Source organism: Burkholderia crassaminum (genome assembly GCF_964265005.1).
Classification (GTDB): domain Bacteria; phylum Pseudomonadota; class Gammaproteobacteria; order Burkholderiales; family Burkholderiaceae; genus Burkholderia.
Window position 1 is genome coordinate 2,608,762 of sequence record NZ_OZ183799.1, and the last position, 26,153, is coordinate 2,634,914.

Below are 26,153 nucleotides of genomic sequence, written 5' to 3' on the forward strand. Positions count from 1 at the left end.
GTGAACATGAATCCTCTGCATGGCGGCGCGATCGTGCGCGCCGCGCGTCTTGGCCGGCGCATGCGCGCCGCTGTCTCCTACCCACCACCCGCACACGGCCCGGAGGCCGCTGCGCGATGCTGCGCCGCACCACATCGCACGAAGGCGACCGGGCGACCCGACAGTGTCCACAATAAGCGCTCCAACTTACCCGTCACTTACGCGGCACGGCCGTTTCGCCCAGCGGGCGGCGGCGCTTGCAGCTTTACGCTGTAACGAGCGCGACCCTACAATCCTAACTGAACTCGCCTTCCGGATTCCAGCTTGAATCGCTACGCTTTCTTTCTCGTTCTGTCGATGCTGTTCGTCGGCAGCAATGTCGGTATCGGCAAATCGATCGTCGTCTTCGTTCCCGTCGCCATTCTCGCCACGCTGCGCTTCGTGATCGCGATCGCCGTGCTGTGGCCACTGTTCAGCCCGGTGAAGATGCGCACCGTCAAACGCGGCGAATGGCTGAACCTGTTCCTGCAGGCGTTCTTCGGCACCTTCATGTTCACGCTGCTGATGCTGAACGGCGTGCAGCGCACGAGCGCGGTCGCGGCCGGCGTGATCACCAGCACGATCCCGGCGATCGTCGCGCTGTTCGCGTGGCTGATCCTGCGTGAAAAACCGAACGGCCGTGCGCTCGTGTCGATCGCACTCGCGATCGCCGGCGTCGTGACGATCAACCTCGCGAACGGCAGCGCCGCCGGGCACGGCGCGTCGTCGCTCACCGGCAACCTGCTGATCCTCGGCGCGGTGTGCTGCGAATCGATCTACGTGATCCTGTCGCGCCGCCTCACACAGACACTCGCGCCGATCGACATCTGCGCCTACACGCACCTGTTCGGCCTGTGCCTGATGCTGCCGCTCGGCGCGACGGCCATGTGGCATTTCGATTACGCGAGCGTGCCGGCCGGCACCTGGGCGCTCGTCGCCTGGTACGGCCTGTCGGCCAGCATCTTCTCGTTCTGGCTGTGGATGAAAGGCATCCGGCACGTGCCGGGCAGCCTCGCCGGTGTGTTCAGCGCGGTGCTGCCGGTCGCCGCGGCCGCATATGGCATCGCGTTCCTCGGCGAGCGCCCGACGCTCGCCCACGGCATCGCGCTCGCGTGCGTCGTCACCGGTATCGTGCTCGCGAGCCTGCGCGTGAAACGCGTGCCCGCGGCCGCCTCCTGATCCGTCCCTGGCAGTGCCGGCGCGTCACTGCAGTCGCGCCGGCCGACGCGTTACAATAGCGCGCCTTTTCAAGATTACCCCCGATACCTGCGCACCGCGCCCGCACCGCCATCATGTCCGCCCCGCATTCGCCCGGCCGCCCCGCCCGTCGCCCGCTTCGCCCGCTTCCCGCGCTGATCTTCATGAGCCGCTGGCTCCAGGTTCCGCTTTACCTCGGCCTGATCGTCGCGCAGGCCGTCTACGTGTTCCTGTTCCTGAAGGAAGTCTGGCACCTGCTGTCGCATGCGACCAGCCTCGACGAAATCAGCGTGATGCTCGCGGTGCTCGGCCTGATCGACGTGGTGATGATCTCGAACCTGCTGATCATGGTGATCGTCGGCGGTTACGAAACCTTCGTGTCGCGCCTCGGCATCGAGGGTCACCCCGACGAGCCCGAGTGGCTCGACCATGTGAATGCGGGTGTGCTGAAGGTCAAGCTGTCGATGGCGCTGATCAGCATTTCGTCGATCCACCTGCTGAAGACGTTCATCAACCCCGACCAGCACACGATGCACGCGATCATGTGGCAGGTGATCATCCACGTGTCGTTCCTGGTGTCGGCGCTCGTGATGGCGTGGGTCGACCGCCTGACGACGCACACGCACCCGGCCCATTTCCACGAGCCGCGCGCCCACGACGGGCACGCGCCTGCAGCGAACGAGCCCCGCAAGCCGGCCGAAGCAGCCGTCAACGCATAAACGCATTCCCCCACTGTCCCCACAGAGTCTCAGCCATGACCGTCATCAAACAGGAAGACCTGATCCAGAGCATCGCGGATTCGCTGCAGTACATCAGCTACTACCATCCGCTCGACTACATCCAGGCCCTCGGCCGCGCGTACGAGCTGGAAGAAAGCCCGGCCGCGAAGGATGCGATCGCACAGATCCTCACGAACAGCCGCATGTGCGCGGAAGGCAAGCGCCCGATCTGCCAGGACACCGGCATCGTGACGATCTTCGTGAAGGTCGGCATGGACGTGCGCTGGGACGGCGCGACGATGGGCCTCACCGACATGATCAACGAAGGCGTGCGCCGCGGTTACACGCACCCGGACAACGTGCTGCGCGCGTCGATCGTGAACCCGCCGGAAGGCGCCCGCAAGAATACGAAGGACAACACGCCGGCCGTGATCCATTACGAGATCGTGCCGGGCGACAAGGTCGACGTGCAGGTCGCGGCGAAGGGCGGCGGCTCGGAGAACAAGTCGAAGTTCGTGATGCTGAACCCGTCCGACTCGATCGTCGACTGGGTGCTGAAGACGGTCCCGACGATGGGCGCGGGCTGGTGCCCGCCGGGCATGCTCGGGATCGGCATCGGCGGCACTGCCGAGAAGGCGATGCTGATGGCGAAGGAATCGCTGATGGAGCCGATCGACATCCAGGAAATCATCGCGCGCGGCCCGAAGGACTGGGTCGAGGAACTGCGTGTCGAGCTGCACGAGAAGGTCAACGCACTCGGCATCGGCGCCCAGGGCCTCGGCGGCCTGGCAACGGTGCTCGACGTGAAGATCATGGCGGCACCGACGCACGCGGCATCGAAGCCGGTCGCGCTGATCCCGAACTGCGCGGCCACGCGCCACGCGCACTTCGTGCTCGACGGCTCGGGCCCGGCCAAGCTTGAAGCGCCGTCGCTCGACGCATGGCCGAAAGTCCAGTGGGAACCGAACACGGAAACCAGCAAGCGCGTCGACCTGAACACGCTGACGCCGGAAGAAGTCGCCAGCTGGGCGCCGGGCCAGACGCTGCTGCTGTCGGGCAAGATGCTCACCGGCCGCGACGCTGCGCACAAGCGCATCGCCGACATGCTCGCGAAGGGCGAGAAGCTGCCGGTCGACTTCACCAACCGCGTGATCTACTACGTCGGCCCGGTCGATCCGGTGCGCGACGAAGTGGTCGGCCCGGCAGGCCCGACGACGGCCACGCGCATGGACAAGTTCACCGAGACGATGCTCGCGCAAACCGGCCTGATCTCGATGGTCGGCAAGGCCGAGCGCGGCCCGGTCGCGATCGAGGCGATCAAGAAGCACAAGGCGGCCTACCTGATGGCCGTCGGCGGCGCCGCTTACCTCGTGTCGAAGGCGATCCGCGGCGCGAAGGTGCTCGCGTTCGAAGACCTCGGCATGGAAGCGATCTACGAGTTCGACGTGCAGGACATGCCGGTGACGGTGGCCGTCGATTCGTCGGGCACGTCGGTGCACCAGACCGGTCCGAAGGAGTGGCAGGCGAAGATCGGCAAGATCCCGGTCGCAGCCGCGTAAGCGCGATCGAACGAAAGGCCGGACGCAAGTCCGGCCTTTTTGCTTCTCGTTCTCATTATTGTGTGTGGCCGGTTATTCGAGGCTGATTCTCATTACACGCAAAAGGCAGGCCCGACAAGGCTTTGAGGCTTGGCTTTTCTCGTACGAGCGATTATCTTTCGGTTTCTGAAGCCCCACTGAACAAGGAACAAGCCATGCAAGGCGACAAGAAAGTCATCGAATATCTGAACGCCCAGTTGAAGAACGAACTCACGGCGATCAACCAGTACTTCCTGCATGCGCGCATGTACAAGCACTGGGGCCTCGAGAAGCTCGGCAAGCACGAGTACGACGAGTCGATCGGCGAAATGAAGCACGCCGACTGGCTGATCGAGCGCGTATTCATGCTCGACGGCCTGCCGAACCTGCAGGACCTGCACAAGCTGCTCGTCGGCGAGGAAACCGAAGAGATCCTGAAGTGCGACCTGAAGCTCGAGCAGATCTCGCAGTCCACCTGCAAGGAAGCGATCGCCTACTGCGAATCGGTGCGTGACTACGTGTCGCGCGAGATCTTCGAAAAGATCCTCGACGACACCGAAGAGCACATTGACTGGCTGGAAACGCAGATCGACCTGATCGGCAAGGTCGGCCTGCAGAACTACCAGCAAACGATGATGGGTTCGCCGGAGTAAGCGCGCTCCGCCCTTCCCGCCATCGCCCCCAGCCCGTTCATGTCGACACCTTCCGTTATCGCCGCGACGGCCACGACCGTCGCTCCCATCGGCATCTTCGATTCAGGGCTGGGTGGCCTGTCGGTGCTGCGCGCCGTGCGCGCGCAGCTGCCTGACGAGTCGTTCATCTACGTCGCCGATTCGCACCATGCGCCGTATGGTCCGCGCGACGAGGCGTTCATTACGGAACGCACGCTGGCAATCGGCGAGTGGCTGGCCCGCGAAGGGGCGAAAGCGCTCGTCATCGCCTGCAACACCGCGACCGCACGCGCGATCGCCGCGATCCGCGAACACCTGTCGATGCCGCTCGTCGGCGTCGAGCCGGGCATCAAGCCGGCCGCCGCCGTGTCCGCGAGCGGCGTCGCGGGCGTCCTCGCCACGCAGTCGACGCTGAACAGTCCGCGCTTCCAGGCGCTGCTCGACCGCTACGGCGCCGGCCGCCGCTTCATCTGCCAGCCCGGCCACGGGCTCGTCGAGGCCATCGAGCGCGGCGACACGAATTCGCCCGCATTGCGCGCGTTGCTCGACAGCTACCTGCAGCCGATGCTCGACGACGGCGCCGATACGCTCGTACTCGGCTGCACGCATTACCCGTTCTTCACGGAAACGATTCGTGACCTTGTGGGCGACCGACTGACGATCGTCGACACCAGCGACGCAATCGCGCGCCAGCTCGCGCGGATTCTCGACGAGCGCAACCTGCGCGCGCCGGCCGGCACGCGCGCGGCGCCGCCCCGCTTCTGCTCGACCAGCGACGGCCGCCAGTTGCAGGTACTCGCATCGACGCTGCTCGGCCTCGCTGCCCCAGTTGAATCCGTCACCATTTCCTCGCCGAACGCGCGCGCCTGCGCGACCGCCTGACAAGGGCCGGCACGCCCTCTTGCGCGTGCCGCTGCACCGCCCCGCCGTTTCAAGGGTCCGATGACCTTAAAAAAAGCCCGACCCACGCTTGTCAACGCCCGCAAAATTAATGATAATAATTCGCATTAACGTTAGCTATCGCAACTCACCATGATCGTCTGCGTGTGCAAGTCTGTTTCCGATCGCAAGATTCGCGCGTCCCTCGCCGAGGGCGTGAACTCTTTCGATGAACTCCAGTTCGAGCTCGGCGTGGCCACGTGCTGCGGCAAGTGCGAGGAGTCCGTACGCGACCTCATGGCCGAACAAGGCGTCTGCGCGAGCCAGTGCGGTGTCGAGCATCACGCTCACCCGATCCCGGTCACGTTCTACGAGCGCAAGGCTGCCTGACCGGCGCCGAGCGTGCACATGCGGCCCAGGCCGCATTTTTGTTTTGACCGTCAGCAAGCCACCGTCTGCGCGAGCCAGCGGCTTACCTGCCAAGGAGCCTGTCATGGAATTGCTGATCGGATTTGTGACCACCGTTTGCATCTCGCTGCTGATCTTCCGCAAGTGATGCCGATTCACCCGCCGCGCCCCGGGTGCGACATCGTTCTTTCAAGCTAACATGCAGGCTTCGCATTCCGCTCATGCCGGCGTCTTGCCGGCTGCACCACGTATGAATCCCCGAGTGATCGTCGCGGCGGTCGGTGTGCTCGCCGCACACGCGATCATGCTGACGGCCGCCTGGCTCCATCGCAACGCGCCACCGCCGCCGAAGGAGGTCGAGGTTCAGTCGATCACCGCGCAACTCATTCCGGCCGCGCCCCCGGCCCAGCCGGTCGCGGTTCAGTCGGCCGCGCAGCAGCCCGCGCCGCCCAAGCCCACGCCTCGCGTGAAGCCGAAGGTCGAGCCGAAGCCGGTGCAGAAAGCCATCACGACGCCTCAGCCGGTCGCGCAGGCACCGTCGCCGACGCCCGCGCCGGCAGCGGTCGATCCGACACCGGCTCCCGCCGCGCCGGCTCCTGCTGCGCCGGCTGCGGCACCCGGCCCGGCGCGCGAGACGATGCAGGTCAGCGCGCCGAAGAACGTATCGGCACTCAGCTGCAATTTCGTGAAGCCCGCCTATCCGACGATGTCGAAGCGTCGCGGTGAAACGGGCACGGCCTATGTTCACTTCATCATCGGCGTGACGGGCAAGATCGAAAGCGTCCAGCTGCAGAAGAGCAGCGGCTACCCGCGTCTCGACGAAGCCGCGCTCGAGGCGACGCGCGCCAGCACCTGTCCGCCGTATATCGAGAACGGCCAGGCGATCCGCGCCGCCCATACGCTGCCCTTCAACTTCACGCTCGACGACTAACCCGTCATATTCGGTAGATTCAAAGGAAACAAGAAAATGCAAAGCTACGGTATCGCGCACGTCTGGGCGCAAGGTGATTTCGTCACGCGCGCCATCGCGATCACGCTGCTCGTGATGTCGGTCCTGTCGTGGATCGTGATCGTCATCAAGGGCTGGAACGTGATCCGCCTGAACCGCCTGACGAAGAACGCCGAACAGGCGTTCTGGCATTCGGACGATTTCGACGACGGCATCAAGAAGCTCGGGCTCGCCGCATCGACGCCGAACGACAACCCGTTCCTCGCGCTCGCGCTGTCGGGCAAGGAAGCCGCCGATCACCACCACCAGACGCAACCGCACCTGCACGACCGCATGGACGTGTCGGACTGGGTCACGCGCTGCCTGAAGGACACGATGGACGAAGGCATCTCGCGCATGCAAAGCGGTCTTGCAATCCTCGCGTCGATCGGCAGCACGGCGCCGTTCGTCGGCCTGTTCGGTACGGTCTGGGGGATCTACCACGCACTGCTCGCGATCGGCGCATCCGGCCAGACGTCGATCGACCAGGTCGCGGGCCCGGTCGGCGAATCGCTGATCATGACCGCATTCGGCCTGTTCGTCGCGATCCCGGCCGTGCTCGGCTACAACGCACTCACCCGTGCGAACAAGGGCGTGGTCAGCAAGCTGCGCCGCTTCGCGCACGGCCTGCACGCGTATTTCGTGACGGGCGCGAGCCTCGCATCGTCGTCGACGCGCGACGGCCTGCGTCTCGCGACGCGCGCCAGCTGAGGCGGGGTGAACCATGGCAATGAACACCGGTTTCAGCGACGATGATGACGATGCGGTGATGAGCGAGATCAACATGACGCCGCTCGTCGACGTCATGCTCGTACTCCTGATCATTTTCCTCGTGACGATCCCGGCGATGCAGCATGCGGTGAAGATCGACCTGCCGCACGCCAGCAGCCAGCCCGTCGACGAGAAGCCGCAGACGGTCGACGTCGCGATCCAGGGCGACGGCACGATCCTGTGGGACGACCACACGGTCACGCGCGAGCAATTGCAGGAACGCATCGCGGAAGCGGCAAAACGCACGCCGCAGCCGGAGTTGCACTTGCGCGCGGATCGCAAGGTGGCCTACGAACACGTCGCCGAAGTGATGTCGGATGCGCAGGCAGGCGGCCTGACGAAGCTCGGCTTCGTGACCGAGCCGACCGCGAAAGCGAAGTAACGCACGCGCTATTCAACGCGCCGGCCGCACCTAGCCGGTCGCACACAAAGTAAAAGGCCTTCATCGCCAGATGAAGGCCTTTTTTCATGCGCACGCGGGCGCCTTCGGGCGGCGGGCTCTTTGGCGGTATCGGTTGCGCCTCGAGCAACGCAAATGCGACTCTGCCGTGGTCTGCACGGACTGCGCGTTCTGCCCTATCTGGCTCGCAATATATGCGGCCACCTGATTTCGCTCAGAACTTCCTTCACGAAATGGGATTTCAATATAGGCCCGCACGCTCGCGCATTCAAGGTTCCGGCGATTGAAACTTGCGATTGCAGGCGACGCTTCAATGACAAAACAAATTTGCGTCGCCGTGCACGTCGTGTTCAGGTCGCCGAAACATCGGCCGCCGCTTCCTTCTTCGCACGCTCCGGACACCCCGGCTCCTTGTAGGCGCCGTGATCGAGCTTCTCGACCAGATAGTCGACGAACGCACGCACCGCGGGCGGCATCCCCTGCCGCGACACGAATACCGCGTACAGTTGCGGCACGGGCAGCGTCCAGCCCGGCATCACCGGCGACAATTGCCCCGCGCGCAGCGCGTTGCCGTACATCATCTCCGGCAGCGCCGCGATGCCGAGGCCATCGAGCACGGCTTCTCGGATCGTCATCAGGTCGGCCGTTACCAGCCGCGGGTCGTGCTCGTGCACGTGACGCGTGCCGTCCGGCGCGATCAGGTTGAACACGTGCCGCCCGTCGACGCTCGGCGTATCGAGCGTTTCGAATCCGCTCAGGTCACCCGGCACCAGCGGCGGCGCATTCTGGCTCAGCAGGCTCGGCGCGCCGACCAGCATCTGCTCGGTGCGCCACAACGGCCGCACGACGATATTCGCGTTCTGCGGCGGCTCCGAGCGCACGCGCAGCGCCACGTCGATCGAATCCTCGAACAGGTCGATCACGCGATTGGTCACGCGAACGTGCACCTTCACCTCGGGATAGCGGCGCAGGAATTCGGGCAGGATGCGCGACAGCATCGTCTGCGACAGCGTCACGGGAACGCTCACGCGCACCGAGCCGCGCGGCGATGCGCGCAACTGCTGGACCGCGTTCATCGCGGCCTGCGCTTCGGCCAGCATCGCCTGGCAATGCTGGTAGAACAGTTCCCCCGCCTCGGTCAGCGCGAGCTTGCGTGTGGAGCGCTGCAGCAGGCGCACGCCGAGCGCCGCCTCGAGTTCGGTCAGGCGCCGCGACAGGCGCGATTTCGAGATGCCCAGCACGCGCTCCGCGGCCGAGAAACCGCCATGTTCGACGACCTGCGAAAAGTACATGAGGTCGTTCAGGTTGTGTGCATCGATATTCATCTCATCGTTCCAATTTCAGAACAATCCATTGCGAACCGTCGCGAATCGAACGGTAAAACGCCCAATATAATAGCGCTATGTTTCAAAAATAACGCTATTCCCATGATTTCGAGGGTATCCGCATGACGACCGCTCGCTCGCTTGACCGCACCTACCCCGCACTTCGCACGACCGAAGGCGGCGGCTTCGTGGTTCACCGCCCGTTCCCGACCCGGCTGCTGATGGATTTCGATCCGTTCCTGCTGCTCGACGAAATGGGCCCCGTCGACTACGCGCCCGGCGAAGCCAAGGGCGCTCCCGACCATCCGCATCGCGGCTTCGAGACCGTGACCTACGCACTCGACGGGCGCTTCCGCCATCGCGACTCATCCGGCCATGCCGGCACGCTCGGCCCGGGCGACGTGCAATGGATGACGGCGGGCGCCGGCGTCGTGCACAGCGAGATGCCGGATCCGGAATTCGCGCAGACGGGCGGCCGCTCCCACGGCTTCCAGCTGTGGGTCAACCTGCCGCGCCGCGACAAGCTGATCGCGCCGCGCTACCAGGAGATCCCGGCCGATCGCATTCCGAGCGCAACGTCGCCTGACGGCCGCGCGACGGTGCGCGTCATCGCCGGCGAAGCATTCGGTGTCCAGGCGGCGATCGAGACGCGTACGCCGATCCTCTACCAGCATTTCACGCTGCAGCCCGGTGCAGCGGTCACGCAGCCCGTCCCGGCAGGCTATCGCGTGTTCGCCTATCCGATCGACGGAACGGGCCTCTACGGGCCCGACAGGCAGGCCGTCGACGCACGGCACATGGTCGTGTACGGCGACGACGGCGACACGGTCACGTTCGCCGCCGGCGACACGCCGCTCGACCTGCTGCTGATCGGCGGCGTACCGCTCAACGAGCCGATCGTCCGCTACGGCCCGTTCGTGATGAATACCGAGGAAGAGATCAGGCAGGCGGTCGTCGACTACCAGACGGGTCGCATGGGCCGTATCGAGGCATGAGGCCCGGACGGGCGGGCAGGTGCCGCGAAACCGCCTGTTTTGCGTCACAATGACTTCTTGAACCATGTGGCCGCCCGCCACCAGAAGGAACCCGCCCCCTTGAACTTCGAACATCTGATCCAGATCAACTCCGACGATCCGGCCGTGCCGACCCTCACCCGCGACCAGCTCTGGGAAGGTCTCGTGCTGCGCGCCGAACAGCCGCAGCTGTTCGTGCTAGGCCTCGACAGCTGTGTCGTCCGCGAACGGACGGACACGACGCTCGAACGTGAACTGCACTACGGTCACGCGACCGTGCGCGACCACGTCACGCTCACGCCGAATCAGCAGGTCCGCTACGACATCCTCGCGGCCGACGGCGAGATCGGCGGCTCGCTGACGATGACGATCGAGGAACGCGACGACCACGAACTGTTCCTGCGTTTCGAATACTGCACGACGCTGGTCGTCACCGACGACAGCGAAGACGCGCGCCAGACGCACGGGATCGTCAAGGAGGCGTACCGCACGTCGGATATCGACACGGTCCGCCTGATTCGCGAGTACGCGCAAGGCCGCAAGGATCCCGATCCGCTGCACTGAACCCGGCGGCGGCCTGCGGGCCGCCCCTTTGATTCAAGCTATCAGGTTCACCATTTCGATCGATAAAGAGTTTTTGTAAATGGGAATAGTTATCATTTAGAATTCATTCCATCGTATCGACAGTCACCGATCAACCGAATGACCGACACCATGCGCCCGACCACGCTGACCTTGCGCCGCCCGACCGGCACCGCAGGCAGCAGCCGTCAGAAGACGGCAGCGGTCACCACGCCGGCGAAGCCCGCCGGCAACCGCGATGCAGGCACGCGGGTCGTCAGCAGCGATGCGCTGCTGCAAGGCCAAAGCCACGTCAGCATCGCGCATAACGGAGAGACGTATCAGTTGCGCGCCACACGGCTGGGCAAACTGATCCTGACGAAGTAACGACAGAGTATTGTGGGGACCACCTCCCTGAGAGGTGTTGGGCATTAGCCAGCGTAACGGCTTGCACGCGAGATCTAGACCCCTTCGTGCAAACACACTCAAGCAGCCGTTGCAGCAAGCCAAGCCACTTTTTTTGGTTCTCGCACAAGGAAGAAAAAAAGCGACACGTCCTTCGACGTGTCGCTTTTTTGTTTGGGCGGCCAATGCGCGAAGCATGCCGCCGAAGTTCGTTACCGCGTCGATGCATGACCGCCGAAGCGGCACGCAAGCCGCTTCAGAAACCCCAGAACATCAACCACCACGCACTGTCGACGACGGCAAGCCCGACGGCGAACCATGCGAATCCCGCAAGCCGACGCGGCCAGGCCGCGTAGCGCCCCGTCACCTTCCACGCGAGCCACGCACTCCACGCGTTGGCGCCGACCAGGATCGCGATGCGCACATCGGTCGCCCAGCCAAGCGGCACGTGCTCGGCGCGCAGCAACGACAGCGTCGTTGCGGACAGCCCGAGGAACACGCCCGCTCCCGCGATCGGAATCAGCGCCTGCGCGAGGTGATGCAGCCGCACGCGATCGAAGCGGCCGAGCATCAGCGTGGCACCGGCCAGCAACACCAGCAGCGCCGTGCCGTACACGAGCCCCGTGCCGACGATGTAGCTGACGACCAGCCCGCCGTCGAGCCAGGAGAATACGTCGTTGCGATCCGGGTAATGCGTGAGCAGGAACCACGGTGCATTGGTTTCGAGCGGCCAGGTGATGTCATGGTCGATCAGCCAGCCCGCAAGCCATTGCTTGATCTGCACGAACCACGGGCTGACGGTCCAGTGAAACGCACCGATCGCGACGCCGAGCAGGCCGTACAGGATCAGCGCGGTGTCCCACGGGTTCGCCTTTTGCGCGCCGAGGTTCACGACTTCGTCGGACGGCGAGCGCAACGACAACGAAATCGCGTCGCGGTGCCCGCTGCAGCGGCCGCACATATGGCAGTCCGACGCGCCCTTCATGTTGCGCAACGGCACGAGCGGCGCGCAGTTGATCGGAATCACGCGATGGCCATTCTCGCCGTTCTTGTACGAACGGCGCCATGCATCCTCGTCGACCTTGTAGCGCATCGGCGCGAGCCGTGCGAGCAGCCCGAACACGCCGTTGACCGGGCACAGGTACTTGCACCACACGCGCTTCTCGCGGCCGTACAGCAAGCCGATCACGATCGCGCCGACGGTCGAGCCGCCGAGCACGAACAGCACCGCGAGCGGGTACTGGTACACGCTCACCATCTGCCCGTAGATCGTCGTGAGCCCGAATGCGACGAACGGCCAGCCGCCCCACCGTATCCAGCGCGGAATCGGGCCACCGCGGCCGAACTTGCTCGCGTATTCGGTGAGCGCGCCTTCCGGACACAGCACGCCGCACCAGACACGGCCGAGCATCACCATCGACAGCAGCACGAACGGCCACCAGATGCCCCAGAACGTGAATTGCGCGATCAGCGTGAGGTTGCTCCACAGGTGCGCGGAGTCGTCCGGCAGCGGCAACACCGCCGGCACGATGATCAGGAATGCATAGACGGCGACGACGGCCCACTGGATGCCGCGGATCAGCGCGCCGTGGCGCTGCATCCACTGGCCCGCCTGCGCGAGCCAGCCCGGCTTGGCTGCGGCGACAACGCTCATGCCGCGCGACCTGCAGCGACGGCCGGCCGACGGCTCGCGCGCTTCATCAGCAGCCAGACCACCGCCCAGTACACCGCATAGGCAACCAGGTTGGTCAGTGCCGGGTGTGCGCGATAGCCGGTCAGCGTCGCGACGAGCGAGCCGAACGTGCCCGAATCATCGAGGATCGCGGACGTGTCCCACACCTGCGAAATGCCGAGCGGCAGGATTTCCTTATCGATCAGCTTGTCGACGCCGGTCTGGAACAGGCCTGCGCCGAGGAACAGCAGCATCACTTCGGTGACGCGGAAGAAATGCCGCCACGAGAAGTACTTGCCGCCGAGCTGCAGCAGATAGAACGTGAAGAACGCAAGGCCGAGGCCGATCACGACCGCGAGCATCTGGCTGCCGTCGACGTGGCCCGACTGGCCGAACCCGAGACCGTACAGGAAGATCACCGTTTCGCTGCCTTCGCGCGCGATCGCCAGCGCGACCAGCACCGCGACGCCCCACCAGTTCGAATCGCGCGTGCTCTGCTGCAGCGATTGCTCCATGTCGCGCTTCAGCGTGCGGCCATGCCGGCGCATCCACAGCACCATCTGCACGATCAGCACGCAGGCGATCAGCACCATGGCAGTCTGGAAGTAGTCCTGCGCGTCGCCGGACAGCACTTCGGTGAAACCGACCAGCGCCGCGCCGAGGCCGACGGCCATCAGCAGGCCGACACCGACACCGGTCCAGAGAAAAGGCAGGCCGCGGCGCGCGTCGTCGTCGCCGTTTTTCAGCCATGCATAGAGAATGCCGACGACGAGCAGCGCTTCGACGCTCTCTCGCCAGACGATGAACAAGATCTGACCCATCGATACCTCCTGACGCGCAGTACACCGGGCAGGTGGGCCTGCGCGCAGATAAAACGCGTTACTTCGCGACGATCACGCCCTGCGCCTGCTGGTGGAAATCGTCGAAAAACTTGTATTCGCCCGGCGACAGCGGCGCGACGACCACGAACGAATCGGCACCCGGCGCGAGCACCTTCTCCTTGCGCAGTTGCACGCTCTCGAATTCGGCGGCACCCTTGCCGGTGTTCTTGATCTCGATCTTGAAACGCTGGCCGGCCGGCACTTCGATGCGGGCGGGAGTCAGCTTGCCGTCCGCCATTTCGAGCTTGAACGTCGGCAGATCGGCAGCGTACGCTGCGCCGGCAAGCCACAGCGCAGCGGCTGCGGCAACGATTTTCTGGGGAATTTTCATTCTGGGTTCTCTACGCCGACGGCGCGCCGAAGCGCGCCGTCCGTGATGCTACCGATCAGTAACCGCCCTTCTTGCCGATACCGGCGAACGGGAAGTCGTACTCGAGGGTAACGGGCTTGAACCATGCGCCCACGCCCGTTTCCTTGTCGATGTGACGACCGAACGCCATGTGGCCCGTCTGCATCGGCGGCTTGACGACCATCGTCAGGTGGTACTTGCCCGGGCCGTTCAGCTTCACGTTGTCGCCGTAGTGCGGACCGTCGCTCGCGACCATGCCCATCAGGTCGCCTTCAGCCTTCCACTTCGCGTCGCCCTGCTTCGTCAGCTTGTACGTGACCTGCAGGTACGGCATCCAGTCGCCTTCCGCGAAACCCGTCGGGTTGTTCTTGACCGCATGGATGTCGGCCTCGAGGTGGATGTCGGAATCCGACGCCTTGCGCATCATCCCTTCCGGGTCCATCGTGATCGGCTGCAGGTACACCGCGCCGATTTCCATGCCGCCCTGGATCTGCTGCTTGCCGATCGGATATTCGGCAGCCGAGGCCGACATCGCGGCAAGCGCCGCCGCTACCGCAACCGTCGTGCGGATGAACGAAGAACCCAACATGGACACTCCTTGTTATTTGATCTGGAACCATGCGGACCGGCCGTCAGGCCTGCCCGCTGAAAACACTAACGCGACGAATAACGTTAATGCGAACAATTCTCAATAATTGCGAAGTTTAGCACCGAACCTGTTTCCGAACAAACGGGGAGCCGTGTAAACCCCTGATCCGACAAGGCTTACAGGCTCGTTACCGTGAGGTTTCCGTGACGCTTGGAGAGATTTACCGGCCGCCGTTGACGTGATCGCCGACGTTCGCGCCGAATACGCGCTCACGCAGCAGCGCAAGTTGGTCGCGGGTCGCGGCGGCCTTCTCGAACTCGAGGTTCTTCGCGTAGTCGGCCATCTGCTTCTCGAGGCGCTTGATTTCCTTGGCGAGTTGCTTTTCCGACATGTCCTCGAATTTCGCACGCTGCTGGGCTTCCTTCAGCTCGGCGCGTGCCTCGTCCGCGTTGTAGACGCCGTCGATGATGTCCTTGATGCGCTTCACGACACCGCGCGGCGTGATGCCCATTTCCTCGTTGTACGCGATCTGCTTCGCACGGCGCCGCTCGGTCTCGCCGATCGCGCGCTTCATCGACTCGGTCATGTTGTCCGCGTAGAGGATCGCCTTGCCGTTCACGTTCCGCGCGGCACGGCCGATCGTCTGGATCAGCGAGCGCTCCGCACGCAGGAAGCCCTCCTTGTCCGCGTCGAGGATCGCGACGAGCGACACCTCGGGAATGTCGAGCCCTTCCCGCAGCAGGTTGATCCCGACCAGCACGTCGAACGTGCCGAGCCGCAGGTCGCGAATGATTTCGACGCGCTCGACCGTGTCGATGTCGCTGTGCAGGTAACGCACCTTGACCCCGTGATCGGCCAGAAACTCGGTGAGCTGCTCGGCCATGCGCTTCGTCAGCACGGTGATCAGCACGCGCTCCTCGGCCTTCACGCGCGCGTTGATCTCGGCCAGCACGTCGTCGACCTGCGAGCTTGCCGGGCGCACTTCGATTTCCGGATCGACGAGCCCGGTCGGTCGCACGACCTGTTCGGCGATCTGCCCCGTCACGCGCTTCTCGTAGTCGGCCGGCGTGGCCGACACGAACACGACCTGGCGCATCTTGCGCTCGAACTCGGGGAACTTGAGCGGCCGGTTGTCCAGCGCCGACGGCAGCCGAAACCCGTAGTTGACGAGGTTTTCCTTGCGCGCGCGGTCGCCGTTGTACATGCCGTTCAACTGGCCGATCAGCACGTGCGATTCGTCGAGCAGCATCAGCGCATCGGGCGGCAGGTAGTCGACGAGCGTCGGCGGAGGATCGCCGGGCTCCGCCCCCGAGAAATGCCGCGAGTAGTTCTCGATGCCCTTGCAGAAGCCGAGCTCCTGCAGCATCTCGAGATCGAAGCGCGTACGCTGCTCGAGGCGCTGCGCCTCGACGAGCTTGCCGTCGCTGTGAAAATACTCGAGCCGCTCGCGCAGCTCGTCCTTGATCGTCTCGACCGCGCGCATCACGGTATCGCGCGGCGTCACGTAGTGCGACGACGGATAGACGGTGAAGCGCGGAATCTTCTGCCGCACGCGGCCGGTCAGCGGGTCGAACAGTTGCAGCGTCTCGACCTCGTCGTCGAACAGCTCGACGCGCACGGCCAGCTCAGCGTGCTCGGCCGGGAAGATGTCGATCGTGTCGCCGCGCACGCGGAACGTGCCGCGCTGGAAGTCCTGATCGTTGCGCGTGTACTGCATCGCAATCAGCCGCGCGATCACGTCGCGCTGCCCCAGCTTGTCGCCGGCGCGCAACGTCAGGATCATCTGGTGGTATTCGGACGGGTTGCCGATACCGTAGATCGCCGACACCGTCGCGACGATCACGACGTCGCGGCGCTCCATCAGGCTCTTCGTCGCCGACAGCCGCATCTGCTCGATGTGCTCGTTGATCGACGAGTCCTTTTCGATGAACAGGTCGCGCTGCGGCACGTAGGCTTCAGGCTGGTAATAGTCGTAGTACGAGACAAAATACTCGACCGCGTTGCGCGGGAAGAACTCCCGGAATTCCGAGTAGAGTTGCGCGGCAAGCGTCTTGTTCGGCGCGAACACGATCGCCGGGCGGCCGAGCCGCGCGATCGTATTGGCCATCGTGAAGGTCTTGCCCGAGCCCGTTACGCCGAGCAGCGTCTGGAACGAGAGACCGTCCTCGACCCCTTCGACGAGCGTGTCGATCGCGGTCGGCTGATCGCCTGCGGGCAAATACGGTTGGTACAGCTGGAACGGCGACCCTTCGAAGGTCACGAATTTCGATTCGTCGAGCGCGTCGCCGGTTTCGGCATGATGTTCGGACATGGAATGCGGCCGGAGCGAGGGCAAAAGAGCCATTCTAGCGCTTCGCGGCCGGGCGGACTGCTGTCGGCTCCTGACGCGCGCCGGCCGCCGGGAATCGCGATTCCCGGCCGAATTTCGCCGCCGAAACGCCGCCCTCGCCAGCGCGAATTCGCTACAATATCAGGCTGCTGCGCTTTCCGGCGTCGTGCCTGCCAGCGCGCGGTCCGCCGCGCCCGCCCCGCCCGTTGAAAGCCTGACCCTCTTTTCACAACTGCCGAATCATCATGTCGCTCTTCTCCGCTGTCCAGCTTGCTCCCCGCGACCCGATCCTGGGCCTGAACGAAGCCTTCAACGCCGATGCGCGTCCGACCAAGGTCAACCTCGGCGTCGGTGTGTACACGAACGAAGAAGGCAAGATTCCGCTGCTGCGCGCGGTTCGCGAAGCCGAGAAGGTGCGTGTCGAGGCCGGCCTGCCGCGCGGCTACCTGCCGATCGACGGCATCGCCGCCTACGATGCGTCCGTGCAAAAGCTGCTGCTCGGCAACGATTCGCCGCTGATCGCAGCGGGCCGTGTGGTCACGGCCCAGGCACTGGGCGGCACGGGCGCGCTGAAGATCGGCGCCGATTTCCTGCGCACCGTGAACCCGAACGTGAAGGTCGCGATCAGCGATCCGAGCTGGGAAAACCACCGCGCGCTGTTCGAAGCGGCCGGCTTCGAAGTCGTTGCGTACCCGTACTACGACGCTGCCACCAACGGCGTGAACTTCGAAGGCATGCTGTCGGCACTGAACGGCTACGCGGCAGGCACGGTCGTCGTGCTGCACGCGTGCTGCCACAACCCGACGGGCGTGGACCTGACCGAAGCGCAATGGCAACAGGTCGTCGACGTCGTGAAGTCGCGCAACCTCGTGCCGTTCCTCGACATGGCCTACCAAGGCTTCGGCGAGAACATCGAGGCCGATGCCGCCGCCGTGCGCCTGTTTGCCTCGGCCGACCTGAACGCATTCGTGTCGTCGTCGTTCTCGAAGTCGTTCTCGCTGTACGGCGAGCGCGTCGGCGCACTGTCGATCATCACGTCGAGCAAGGAAGAAGCGACGCGCGTGCTGTCGCAACTGAAGCGCGTGATCCGCACGAACTACTCGAACCCGCCGACCCATGGCGGCGCCGTGGTCGCAGCGGTGCTCGCATCGCCGGAACTGCACGCTTCGTGGGTGCAGGAACTCGGTGAAATGCGCGATCGCATCCGCGCGATGCGCAACGGTCTCGTCGAGCGCCTGAAGGCAAGCGGCGTCGATCGCGACTTCAGCTTCATCAACGCGCAGCGCGGGATGTTCTCGTATTCGGGCCTGACCTCGGCGCAAGTCGATCGCCTGCGCGACGAGTTCGGCATCTACGCGGTCGGCACGGGCCGGATCTGCGTCGCCGCGCTGAACACGCGCAACCTCGACGCGGTCGCCAATGCAGTCGCAGCCGTCCTGAAGTAACGCGGCGTGAGCGGGCGGCAGCCGTCATCAGCTGCGCCCCACCCTGCCGAAATGAAAAACGCGCTCCCCGGAGCGCGTTTTTTTATGCCGACCGTCGGTGCGCGACTATGGCGGCTACACCCGCATCACTGCATGAACCAGCCGTGGCTGACGACAAACGACTGGCCCGTGAGCGCCGCGCTCGGGAATGCCGACAGGAACAGCACCGTCTGCGCGACGTCCTGAACGGTCGTGAACACGCCGTCGACCGTGTTGCCGAGCATTACCTTCTTCACGACTTCGTCTTCGCTGATCCCGAGCTCCTTCGCCTGCTCCGGAATCTGCTTGTCCACCAGCGGCGTGCGTACGAAGCCCGGACACACGACGTGCGAGCGCACGTTGTGCTTCGCGCCTTCCTTCGCCAGCACGCGCGCCAGGCCGAGCAGCCCGTGCTTGGCCGTCACGTATGCCGACTTCAGCGGCGACGCTTCGTGCGAATGCACCGAACCCATGTAGATCACCACACCGCCGCGATCGTCCTTGTACATGTGCTTGAGCGCGGCCTTGGTCGTCAGGAAAGCGCCGTCGACGTGGATCGCCTGCATCTTCTTCCAGTCGGAGAACGAGTAGTTCTCGATCGGGTTGACGATCTGGATGCCCGCGTTCGACACGAGGATGTCGACCGAGCCGAACGTTTCGGCCACCTTGTCGATGCCGCTGTTCACGGCTTCCTCGTTCGTCACGTCCATCGCGACGCCGATCGCCTTGCCACCCGCCTTGACGATCTCGTCGGCAACGGCGTTCGCGCCGTCCTGGTTCAGGTCGGCGATCGCGACCGCCGCGCCCGCCTTCGCGAGCTCGAGTGCGATTTCCTTGCCGATGCCGCTCGCAGCGCCCGTGACGACTGCGGTCTTGCCATTCAGATCTGCTGCCATGTCCGTCTCCTCCCGTTGTCGGATCGATAAAACAAGCGCCCGCCGCATCCGCTACCGTCGCGCGATCGTACCGCGGGCCAGCCGTCATTGTGCACGATCGGCCCCGCCGCTCGCGCGCAAAACGTCTAAGCTTAAGGTCGGTTCTGTCACGCAGGAGATTCGCATGCACTATCGACGGCTAGGCCGCTCCGGCCTGCAGATCAGCGAGCTTTCGCTCGGTTCGTGGGTGACGTACGGCAACCAGGTCGACCAGCGGGTCGCGCGCGAATGCCTTGCCGCGGCACGCGACGCAGGCGTCAATTTCTTCGACAACGCCGAGGTCTACGCCGGCGGCAAATCCGAGGAAATCATGGGCCACGCGCTCAAGTCGCTCGACTGGCCGCGCATCAGCTATATCGTGTCCACGAAGTTCTTCTGGGGGCTCGCCGAAGCGCCTAACCAGTATCACACGCTAAACCGGAAATACCTGCTGAACGCCATCGACGGCTCACTGCGCCGGCTGCAGCTCGACTATGTCGACCTCGTCTATTGCCATCGCCCTGATCCGGACACGCCGATCGAGGAAACCGTCTGGGCAATGAGCGACATGATCGTGCGCGGCAAGGCGCTGTACTGGGGCACGTCGGAATGGAGCGCCGACGAGATCCGTGCCGCATGCGAGATCGCCGAACGGCATCACCTGCACAAGCCGGTCGTCGAGCAGCCGCAGTACAACCTGTTCCACCGCACGCGGGTCGAACGGGAATATGCGCGGCTCTACGACGACTACGGTCTTGGCCTCACGACCTGGAGCCCGCTGGCATCGGGCCTGCTCACCGGCAAATACCGTAACGGCGTACCGCCCGGCAGCCGCGCGCAGTTACAGGGTTACGACTGGATGCGCGACCGCCTGACCGATCAGGCCGCCAACGACATCGTCGAACGGCTCGGCAAAATTGCCGCAGAGCTCGGCTGCAGCACCGGCCAGCTCGCGATCGCGTGGGTGCTCGCGAATCCGCATGTGAGCTCGGTCATCACCGGCGCGTCGCGGATCGAGCAGATCGGCGACAACATGCGCGCGCTCGACGTTGCCGCGAAGCTGACACCGGACGTGAAGCAACGTATCGAGGAGGTGGTCGGCGATGCGTATGAATAAGGCGATGCTCGGCCACTCGCGTACAATACGCGGCCCGCATCGGCGCCCGGCCTGACGGCCGCGCACGATCGACCGCTTTCATCGATTCACCTTTCGTTTCAGGCAGCCCGCCATGCTCAGTTATCGTCACGGTTTTCACGCAGGCAACCACGCGGACGTGCTCAAGCACGCCGTCGTCGTCCAGCTGCTGCGCTACCTGAACAAGAAAGACAAGTCGTACTGGTACATCGATACGCATGCAGGTGCCGGCGTGTATTCACTGCGCGACGGCTACGCAGCAAAGACGTCAGAATTCGACACCGGCATCGCCCGGCTATGGAACGAAAAGAACCTGCCGGAAGCCCTGGGCGACTATGTGGATGAAGTCCGCGCACTGAACGACGACGGTGAACTGCGCTTCTACCCTGGCTCCCCGTACATCGCATGGCGATCGATGCGCGAGCAGGACCGCATGCGACTGTTCGAAATGCACACGACGGAAATCGACGTGCTGCGCCACAATTTCCGCGATGCGGGGCGACGCGCGATGATCTTTGCCGGAGACGGCTTCGAAGGCGTCAAGGCGCTGCTGCCGCCGCCACCGCGACGCGCACTCGTACTGATCGACCCGTCCTACGAGGACAAGAAGGATTACGCGCGCACGGTGACTTGCGTGACGGAGTGCCTGAAGCGTTTCGCGACGGGCTGCTATGCGGTCTGGTACCCGCAGGTGACCCGGACGGAATCGCAGCGTTTTCCCGAGCAGTTGAAGCGCCTGCAACCGAACAACTGGCTGCACCTGACACTGACGGTGTCGAATCCGCCGACTGACGGACTGGGTCTCTACGGCAGCGGGATGTTCATTCTGAATCCGCCGTATACGCTCGCCCAGAGCATGAACGAGGCACTGCCCTATCTGGTCGAGATGCTGGGACAGGATAGCGGCGCCCGCTGCCAGATCGAGCACCGCGGAAACTGACCGGGCGGCCGCGCGTTACGGCTGCGGTCTGGGTGCGAGCCTTGGCTGGTTGGCTGGCTGTCCACCCCACGCGGGGACATTGATATACGGCGCGACGAACAGCGGAACCGACGTGTTCGGCGCCTGCCCGGCCGGAGCCCGCATGCCTGCCGGCTCGACGATCGGCTCGGAAGACAACGGTGCCGTCTGCAGCACCAACCCGCCCTTGCCATCCTGGATGCCGCGTTGCGTATCGAGAATCAACGGCTTGGACGATGTCGCGGCAGCGGCCGCGAGTCCATGGACAAGCACCACCGCGCCAAGAACGAGACGCGCGCGGGCACTGCGACGCACATCGAGACGCAAACGCATGATCGTGTCCTTCAGGATGAAAAGCAGGTCCATACCATAGCGCTGCACTGACGATTGCGCCAGATCCGGCGCACAAAAAAACAAAGCCCCGTCAATACGGGGCTTGCTTATCGTTCGGTGCCACATGGCACCTGACGGTGACTCCGATTACAGCGAGTAGCCGTTGGTTTCGAGCGAGCGAATACGGCTTTCGAGCTGGACGATGTCCGACGACGTGGCGAGGTAAGCCTCACGGCGTTCACGTTCTGCGGATTCGAACCAGTTGCTCAGCTTTTCGACGATGTAGGCGATCATGACATTCTCCAAGGAAGGGGGGACCCCTGGCGAATCGAGATTCAGGGATTTCCCGTATAGGGTTATCCCGAATTATAGCGATGGCGCACCAAGATGCCAGTGAAATACTTGCATGGAAGCCATTCCAATTCGGAATAGCTGGCCGCAAATCCCGCGCAACCCATTGATTTTTATGGGAATCAAATCGAGGCCCATTTCGGACCCCGAGGATGCGCACTAATTTGGTTCGCCGACGGGGTCGGACAGACGCGCCAAAATCGGGCATTCGGGCCGCCCGTCACCATGACAGTGCGCAGCGAGATCGGCCAGTGTGTCACGCATGTCGCTCAGCTCCGCGATCCGCTTGTCGAGTTCGGCCACGTGCTCGAGTGCAATCGACTTCACTTCCGCGCTCGCGCGGGAACGATCCTGCCAGAGCATCAGCAGTTTGCGGATGTCCTCGACGAGAAAGCCAAGGCGTCGCGCCTGACGGATGAAGCGCAGGATATGGATTTCGTCCGCGCCGTAGATCCGGTAGCCGGCGTCGGTACGTTTGCTCGGCGCAAGCAGGCCAACCTGTTCGTAGTACCGGATCATTTTTGCGCTGACTCCGGATTCGCGCGACGCGTCGCCGATATTCATTCCTGCCCTCTCCATCAAGCCCTGGTTTCGAACATGAGCGTCGACGAGTGCAATCGCCGACGGCACTTCGATCGTATCAAATCGCGTGGTTTCGTTTCGGGGAAGGATTGACTGCGGGATGGCAAGTGAGTGATCTGGCGTGCGAGCCAGGGAGACGTGATGAGTGGAGCGCTTTCCCCCAAGGCACATGCATTTCTGCCGCCGAAATGCAAAAACCCCCGCCTTTCGGGCGGGGGTTCTTGGCTTAGGGAGCCTGACGATTACCTACTTTCACACGGGAATCCGCACTATCATCGGCGTAGAGTCGTTTCACGGTCCTGTTCGGGATGGGAAGGGGTGGGACCGACTCGCTATGGTCATCAGGCAAAGAGGGTTGTTGCGCTGCTTCGCAGCACAACCAATCTTGGAAGAAGCAGTAATTTAGGTTGTGTGTATCACACACGAGAATCCAACTTGTCGCTCTGGATCTTGCGGCCGGTGCTGTCGCACGGCGCCGATCTACAAGGCAGACTTGTTATAGGATCAAGCCTTACGGGCAATTAGTATCAGTTAGCTGAACGCATTACTGCGCTTACACACCTGACCTATCAACGTCCTGGTCTCGAACGACCCTTCAAGGGGATCTAGTCCCCAGGGATATCTCATCTTAAGGCGAGTTTCCCGCTTAGATGCTTTCAGCGGTTATCTCTTCCGAACATAGCTACCCGGCGATGCCACTGGCGTGACAACCGGTACACCAGAGGTTCGTCCACTCCGGTCCTCTCGTACTAGGAGCAGCCCCCTTCAAATATCCAACGCCCACGGCAGATAGGGACCAAACTGTCTCACGACGTTTTAAACCCAGCTCACGTACCTCTTTAAATGGCGAACAGCCATACCCTTGGGACCGGCTACAGCCCCAGGATGAGATGAGCCGACATCGAGGTGCCAAACACCGCCGTCGATATGAACTCTTGGGCGGTATCAGCCTGTTATCCCCAGAGTACCTTTTATCCGTTGAGCGATGGCCCTTCCATACAGAACCACCGGATCACTATGACCTGCTTTCGCACCTGCTCGACTTGTCGGTCTCGCAGTTAAGCACGCTTATGCCATTGCACTATCAGCACGATTTCCGACCGTACCTAGCGTACCTTCGTACTCCTCCGTTACGCTTTGGGAGGAGACCGCCCCAGTCAAACTGCCTACCATGCACTGTCCCCGACCCGGATCACGGGCCAAGGTTAGAACCTCAAACAAACCAGGGTGGTATTTCAAGGACGGCTCCACCGAAACTAGCGTTCCGGTTTCATAGCCTCCCACCTATCCTACACAGATCGGTTCAAAGTCCAATGCAAAGCTACAGTAAAGGTTCATGGGGTCTTTCCGTCTAGCCGCGGGTAGATTGCATCATCACAAACACTTCAACTTCGCTGAGTCTCGGGAGGAGACAGTGTGGCCATCGTTACGCCATTCGTGCAGGTCGGAACTTACCCGACAAGGAATTTCGCTACCTTAGGACCGTTATAGTTACGGCCGCCGTTTACCGGGACTTCAATCAAGAGCTTGCACCCCATCATTTAATCTTCCGGCACCGGGCAGGCGTCACACCCTATACGTCCACTTTCGTGTTTGCAGAGTGCTGTGTTTTTATTAAACAGTCGCAGCCACCAGTTTATTGCAACCCCTTCACCCTTTGCCCGCAGGGGCATCAAGCTACAAGGGCGTACCTTATCCCGAAGTTACGGTACCAATTTGCCGAGTTCCTTCTCCCGAGTTCTCTCAAGCGCCTTAGAATACTCATCTCGCCCACCTGTGTCGGTTTGCGGTACGGTCATCGTTAGACTGAAGCTTAGAGGCTTTTCTTGGAACCACTTCCAATTGCTTCGCTCCCTAAGGAGCTCGCGCCACACCCTTGAATTACGCACCCGGATTTGCCTAAGTGCCTTCTCCAATGCAGCGACCGGGACTTCCAACACCCGGACAACCTTCCGCGATCCGTCCCCCCATCGCATCTAACAATGGTGCAGGAATATTGACCTGCTTCCCATCAGCTACGCATTTCTGCCTCGCCTTAGGGGCCGACTCACCCTACGCCGATGAACGTTGCGTAGGAAACCTTGGGCTTACGGCGAGGGGGCCTTTCACCCCCTTTATCGCTACTCATGTCAGCATTCGCACTTCTGATACCTCCAGCATCCCTTCCGAGACACCTTCGCAGGCTTACAGAACGCTCTCCTACCATGCGTGCAAAGCACGCATCCGCAGCTTCGGTATATAGCTTAGCCCCGTTACATCTTCCGCGCAGGACGACTCGATCAGTGAGCTATTACGCTTTCTTTAAAGGGTGGCTGCTTCTAAGCCAACCTCCTGACTGTTTTAGCCTTCCCACTTCGTTTCCCACTTAGCTATATTTGGGGACCTTAGCTGGCGGTCTGGGTTGTTTCCCTCTTGACACCGGACGTTAGCACCCGATGTCTGTCTCCCGTGATTGCACTCTTCGGTATTCGGAGTTTGCTATGGCGGGGTAATCTGCAATAGACCCCCCAACCATGACAGTGCTCTACCCCCGAAGGTGAGACACGAGGCACTACCTAAATAGTTTTCGGAGAGAACCAGCTATTTCCAAGTTTGTTTAGCCTTTCACCCCTATCCACAGCTCATCCCCTAACTTTTCAACGTTAGTGGGTTCGGACCTCCAGTACGTGTTACCGCACCTTCATCCTGGCCATGGATAGATCACTTGGTTTCGGGTCTACGCCCAGCAACTGAACGCCCTATTCGGACTCGCTTTCGCTACGCCTGCCCTATACGGTTAAGCTTGCTACTGAACGTAAGTCGCTGACCCATTATACAAAAGGTACGCCGTCACCCCTTACGAGGCTCCGACTGTTTGTATGCATGCGGTTTCAGGATCTATTTCACTCCCCTCCCGGGGTTCTTTTCGCCTTTCCCTCACGGTACTGGTTCACTATCGGTCGATCACGAGTATTTAGCCTTGGAGGATGGTCCCCCCATCTTCAGACAGGATTTCACGTGTCCCGCCCTACTTGTCGTACACTTAGTTCTTTCATACTGTTTTCGCCTACGGGGCTATCACCCGCTATGGCCGCACTTTCCAGAGCGTTCGGCTAACAATACAAATAAAGAGTACAAGGCTCATCCCATTTCGCTCGCCACTACTTTGGGAATCTCGGTTGATTTCTTTTCCTGCGGTTACTTAGATGTTTCAGTTCACCGCGTTCGCTTCGCATGGCCTATGTATTCAGCCATGGATACTCCAAAAGGAGTGGGTTTCCCCATTCGGACATCTACGGATCAAAGCTTGTTTGCCAGCTCCCCGTAGCTTTTCGCAGGCTACCGCGTCCTTCATCGCCTGTGATCGCCAAGGCATCCACCACATGCACTTGTTCGCTTGACCCTATAACGAGTCTGTCTCATGTCGGTCATCGTTAGCGCTTTAGCGCTTACGAGGACCCCATCCCCGAGGGGACGACAGTCGCTACAGGTTGAGTTCTCGCGTTGTGCCGTATTCCAATTGAGTCAAACATAGAGTTCGAATCATCTTGAGATACATCGATACAATCACAACCCGGATAGTTTTCACGTCCATCTCAAGACGCTTCCGCTATCCAAATTACTTACTTCTTCCAGATTGTTAAAGAACGACAGCCGATATGGTGTTACTCATATCACTCTGACTG

25 protein-coding genes and 2 rRNA genes are annotated in these 26,153 nt (G+C 62.6%); 15 read left to right on the forward strand and 12 right to left on the reverse strand.

The features are described from left to right. The first annotated feature begins 303 nt into the window (after window positions 1-303). From ACPTTF_RS12015 to ACPTTF_RS12055, 9 genes are all read left to right on the forward strand, one after another. Window positions 304-1,197, forward strand: a complete 894-nt coding sequence (locus ACPTTF_RS12015; protein WP_423371296.1) for a DMT family transporter — start codon at window positions 304-306, stop codon at window positions 1,195-1,197. Between the two features lie 113 nt (window positions 1,198-1,310). After that, entirely contained in the window at window positions 1,311-1,934 is a 624-nt protein-coding gene (locus ACPTTF_RS12020) for a TIGR00645 family protein (protein WP_166960507.1), read from the forward strand. A gap of 35 nt (window positions 1,935-1,969) precedes the next feature. Continuing rightward, on the forward strand, window positions 1,970-3,493 hold the full coding sequence (locus tag ACPTTF_RS12025; RefSeq protein WP_122945864.1) for a fumarate hydratase: 1,524 nt from the start codon (window positions 1,970-1,972) through the stop codon (window positions 3,491-3,493). A 194-nt stretch (window positions 3,494-3,687) separates the two neighbouring features. Beyond that, complete coding sequence (gene bfr / locus ACPTTF_RS12030) at window positions 3,688-4,164, forward strand: bacterioferritin (RefSeq protein WP_011352652.1); 477 nt, start codon at window positions 3,688-3,690, stop codon at window positions 4,162-4,164. A 39-nt stretch (window positions 4,165-4,203) separates the two neighbouring features. Beyond that, the gene (gene murI, locus ACPTTF_RS12035; protein ID WP_423371297.1) at window positions 4,204-5,064 is read left to right on the forward strand and encodes a glutamate racemase; all 861 of its coding nucleotides are present in this window, start codon (window positions 4,204-4,206) and stop codon (window positions 5,062-5,064) included. Between the two features lie 150 nt (window positions 5,065-5,214). Beyond that, window positions 5,215-5,451 (forward strand): (2Fe-2S)-binding protein, encoded by a 237-nt coding sequence (locus ACPTTF_RS12040; RefSeq protein WP_011352654.1) that lies wholly within the window; start codon window positions 5,215-5,217, stop codon window positions 5,449-5,451. Window positions 5,452-5,668: 217 nt separating this feature from the next. Then, window positions 5,669-6,400: an energy transducer TonB gene (locus ACPTTF_RS12045; RefSeq protein ID WP_423371298.1), complete on the forward strand. Its 732-nt coding sequence runs from the start codon at window positions 5,669-5,671 to the stop codon at window positions 6,398-6,400. A gap of 36 nt (window positions 6,401-6,436) precedes the next feature. Further along, window positions 6,437-7,168, forward strand: coding sequence for a MotA/TolQ/ExbB proton channel family protein (locus ACPTTF_RS12050; RefSeq protein ID WP_059528373.1), 732 nt, complete (start codon window positions 6,437-6,439; stop codon window positions 7,166-7,168). Between the two features lie 13 nt (window positions 7,169-7,181). Continuing rightward, window positions 7,182-7,610: an ExbD/TolR family protein gene (locus tag ACPTTF_RS12055; protein WP_021163407.1), complete on the forward strand. Its 429-nt coding sequence runs from the start codon at window positions 7,182-7,184 to the stop codon at window positions 7,608-7,610. Window positions 7,611-7,978: 368 nt separating this feature from the next. Here ACPTTF_RS12055 and ACPTTF_RS12060 read toward each other — a convergent pair whose 3' ends face one another. After that, window positions 7,979-8,953, reverse strand: coding sequence for a LysR family transcriptional regulator (locus ACPTTF_RS12060; protein WP_166960516.1), 975 nt, complete (start codon window positions 8,951-8,953; stop codon window positions 7,979-7,981). 122 nt (window positions 8,954-9,075) lie between these two features. On the opposite strand from ACPTTF_RS12060, the gene ACPTTF_RS12065 reads away from it, so the two are divergent. From ACPTTF_RS12065 to hemP, 3 genes are all read left to right on the forward strand, one after another. Continuing rightward, window positions 9,076-9,948 carry a pirin family protein gene (locus tag ACPTTF_RS12065; RefSeq protein ID WP_166960519.1) on the forward strand — a complete coding sequence of 291 codons (873 nt, stop codon included), beginning with the start codon at window positions 9,076-9,078 and terminating at the stop codon, window positions 9,946-9,948. A gap of 99 nt (window positions 9,949-10,047) precedes the next feature. Continuing rightward, window positions 10,048-10,530: an SRPBCC family protein gene (locus ACPTTF_RS12070; RefSeq protein ID WP_423371299.1), complete on the forward strand. Its 483-nt coding sequence runs from the start codon at window positions 10,048-10,050 to the stop codon at window positions 10,528-10,530. A gap of 138 nt (window positions 10,531-10,668) precedes the next feature. Continuing rightward, the gene (gene hemP / locus ACPTTF_RS12075; RefSeq protein ID WP_021163412.1) at window positions 10,669-10,914 is read left to right on the forward strand and encodes a hemin uptake protein HemP; all 246 of its coding nucleotides are present in this window, start codon (window positions 10,669-10,671) and stop codon (window positions 10,912-10,914) included. A gap of 274 nt (window positions 10,915-11,188) precedes the next feature. On the opposite strand, the gene ACPTTF_RS12080 is transcribed toward hemP, so the two are convergent. The 5 genes from ACPTTF_RS12080 to uvrB form a co-directional block, all read right to left on the reverse strand. Further along, window positions 11,189-12,586 carry a 4Fe-4S binding protein gene (locus ACPTTF_RS12080; protein WP_423371300.1) on the reverse strand — a complete coding sequence of 466 codons (1,398 nt, stop codon included), beginning with the start codon at window positions 12,584-12,586 and terminating at the stop codon, window positions 11,189-11,191. Further along, window positions 12,583-13,425 (reverse strand): FTR1 family iron permease, encoded by an 843-nt coding sequence (locus ACPTTF_RS12085; RefSeq protein WP_166960528.1) that lies wholly within the window; start codon window positions 13,423-13,425, stop codon window positions 12,583-12,585. The genes ACPTTF_RS12080 and ACPTTF_RS12085 overlap by 4 nt, the downstream gene beginning before the upstream one ends. Window positions 13,426-13,483: 58 nt before the next feature. After that, a complete protein-coding gene (locus tag ACPTTF_RS12090; protein ID WP_021163416.1) occupies window positions 13,484-13,816 on the reverse strand; it encodes a cupredoxin domain-containing protein in 333 nt (110 codons plus the stop codon). Between the two features lie 55 nt (window positions 13,817-13,871). Beyond that, a complete protein-coding gene (locus ACPTTF_RS12095) occupies window positions 13,872-14,423 on the reverse strand; it encodes an iron transporter (RefSeq protein WP_011352665.1) in 552 nt (183 codons plus the stop codon). Between the two features lie 220 nt (window positions 14,424-14,643). Further along, complete coding sequence (uvrB, locus tag ACPTTF_RS12100) at window positions 14,644-16,734, reverse strand: excinuclease ABC subunit UvrB (RefSeq protein WP_423371301.1); 2,091 nt, start codon at window positions 16,732-16,734, stop codon at window positions 14,644-14,646. Between the two features lie 263 nt (window positions 16,735-16,997). Here uvrB and ACPTTF_RS12105 point away from each other — a divergent pair, with 263 nt between their 5' ends. Continuing rightward, window positions 16,998-18,197 (forward strand): amino acid aminotransferase, encoded by a 1,200-nt coding sequence (locus ACPTTF_RS12105; RefSeq protein ID WP_423371302.1) that lies wholly within the window; start codon window positions 16,998-17,000, stop codon window positions 18,195-18,197. A 125-nt stretch (window positions 18,198-18,322) separates the two neighbouring features. Here the strand turns inward: ACPTTF_RS12105 and ACPTTF_RS12110 are convergent, their stop codons facing one another. Further along, window positions 18,323-19,111: a 3-hydroxybutyrate dehydrogenase gene (locus tag ACPTTF_RS12110; RefSeq protein WP_423371303.1), complete on the reverse strand. Its 789-nt coding sequence runs from the start codon at window positions 19,109-19,111 to the stop codon at window positions 18,323-18,325. A 163-nt stretch (window positions 19,112-19,274) separates the two neighbouring features. Here ACPTTF_RS12110 and ACPTTF_RS12115 point away from each other — a divergent pair, with 163 nt between their 5' ends. After that, window positions 19,275-20,246, forward strand: a complete 972-nt coding sequence (locus ACPTTF_RS12115; RefSeq protein ID WP_423371304.1) for a potassium channel beta subunit family protein — start codon at window positions 19,275-19,277, stop codon at window positions 20,244-20,246. 112 nt (window positions 20,247-20,358) lie between these two features. After that, complete coding sequence (locus tag ACPTTF_RS12120) at window positions 20,359-21,204, forward strand: 23S rRNA (adenine(2030)-N(6))-methyltransferase RlmJ (protein WP_423371305.1); 846 nt, start codon at window positions 20,359-20,361, stop codon at window positions 21,202-21,204. A gap of 15 nt (window positions 21,205-21,219) precedes the next feature. On the opposite strand, the gene ACPTTF_RS12125 is transcribed toward ACPTTF_RS12120, so the two are convergent. From ACPTTF_RS12125 to ACPTTF_RS12145, 5 genes are all read right to left on the reverse strand, one after another. After that, on the reverse strand, window positions 21,220-21,588 hold the full coding sequence (locus ACPTTF_RS12125) for a hypothetical protein (protein ID WP_208102085.1): 369 nt from the start codon (window positions 21,586-21,588) through the stop codon (window positions 21,220-21,222). A 114-nt stretch (window positions 21,589-21,702) separates the two neighbouring features. Continuing rightward, complete coding sequence (locus ACPTTF_RS12130) at window positions 21,703-21,849, reverse strand: DUF3563 family protein (protein WP_006478295.1); 147 nt, start codon at window positions 21,847-21,849, stop codon at window positions 21,703-21,705. Window positions 21,850-22,065: 216 nt separating this feature from the next. After that, window positions 22,066-22,470, reverse strand: coding sequence for a Cu(I)-responsive transcriptional regulator (gene cueR, locus ACPTTF_RS12135; RefSeq protein ID WP_041493104.1), 405 nt, complete (start codon window positions 22,468-22,470; stop codon window positions 22,066-22,068). A 251-nt stretch (window positions 22,471-22,721) separates the two neighbouring features. Beyond that, window positions 22,722-22,834: ribosomal RNA gene (gene rrf / locus ACPTTF_RS12140) — 5S ribosomal RNA — on the reverse strand. Between the two features lie 154 nt (window positions 22,835-22,988). Then, a 23S ribosomal RNA gene (locus ACPTTF_RS12145) occupies window positions 22,989-25,870 on the reverse strand. Window positions 25,871-26,153 lie beyond the last annotated feature (283 nt).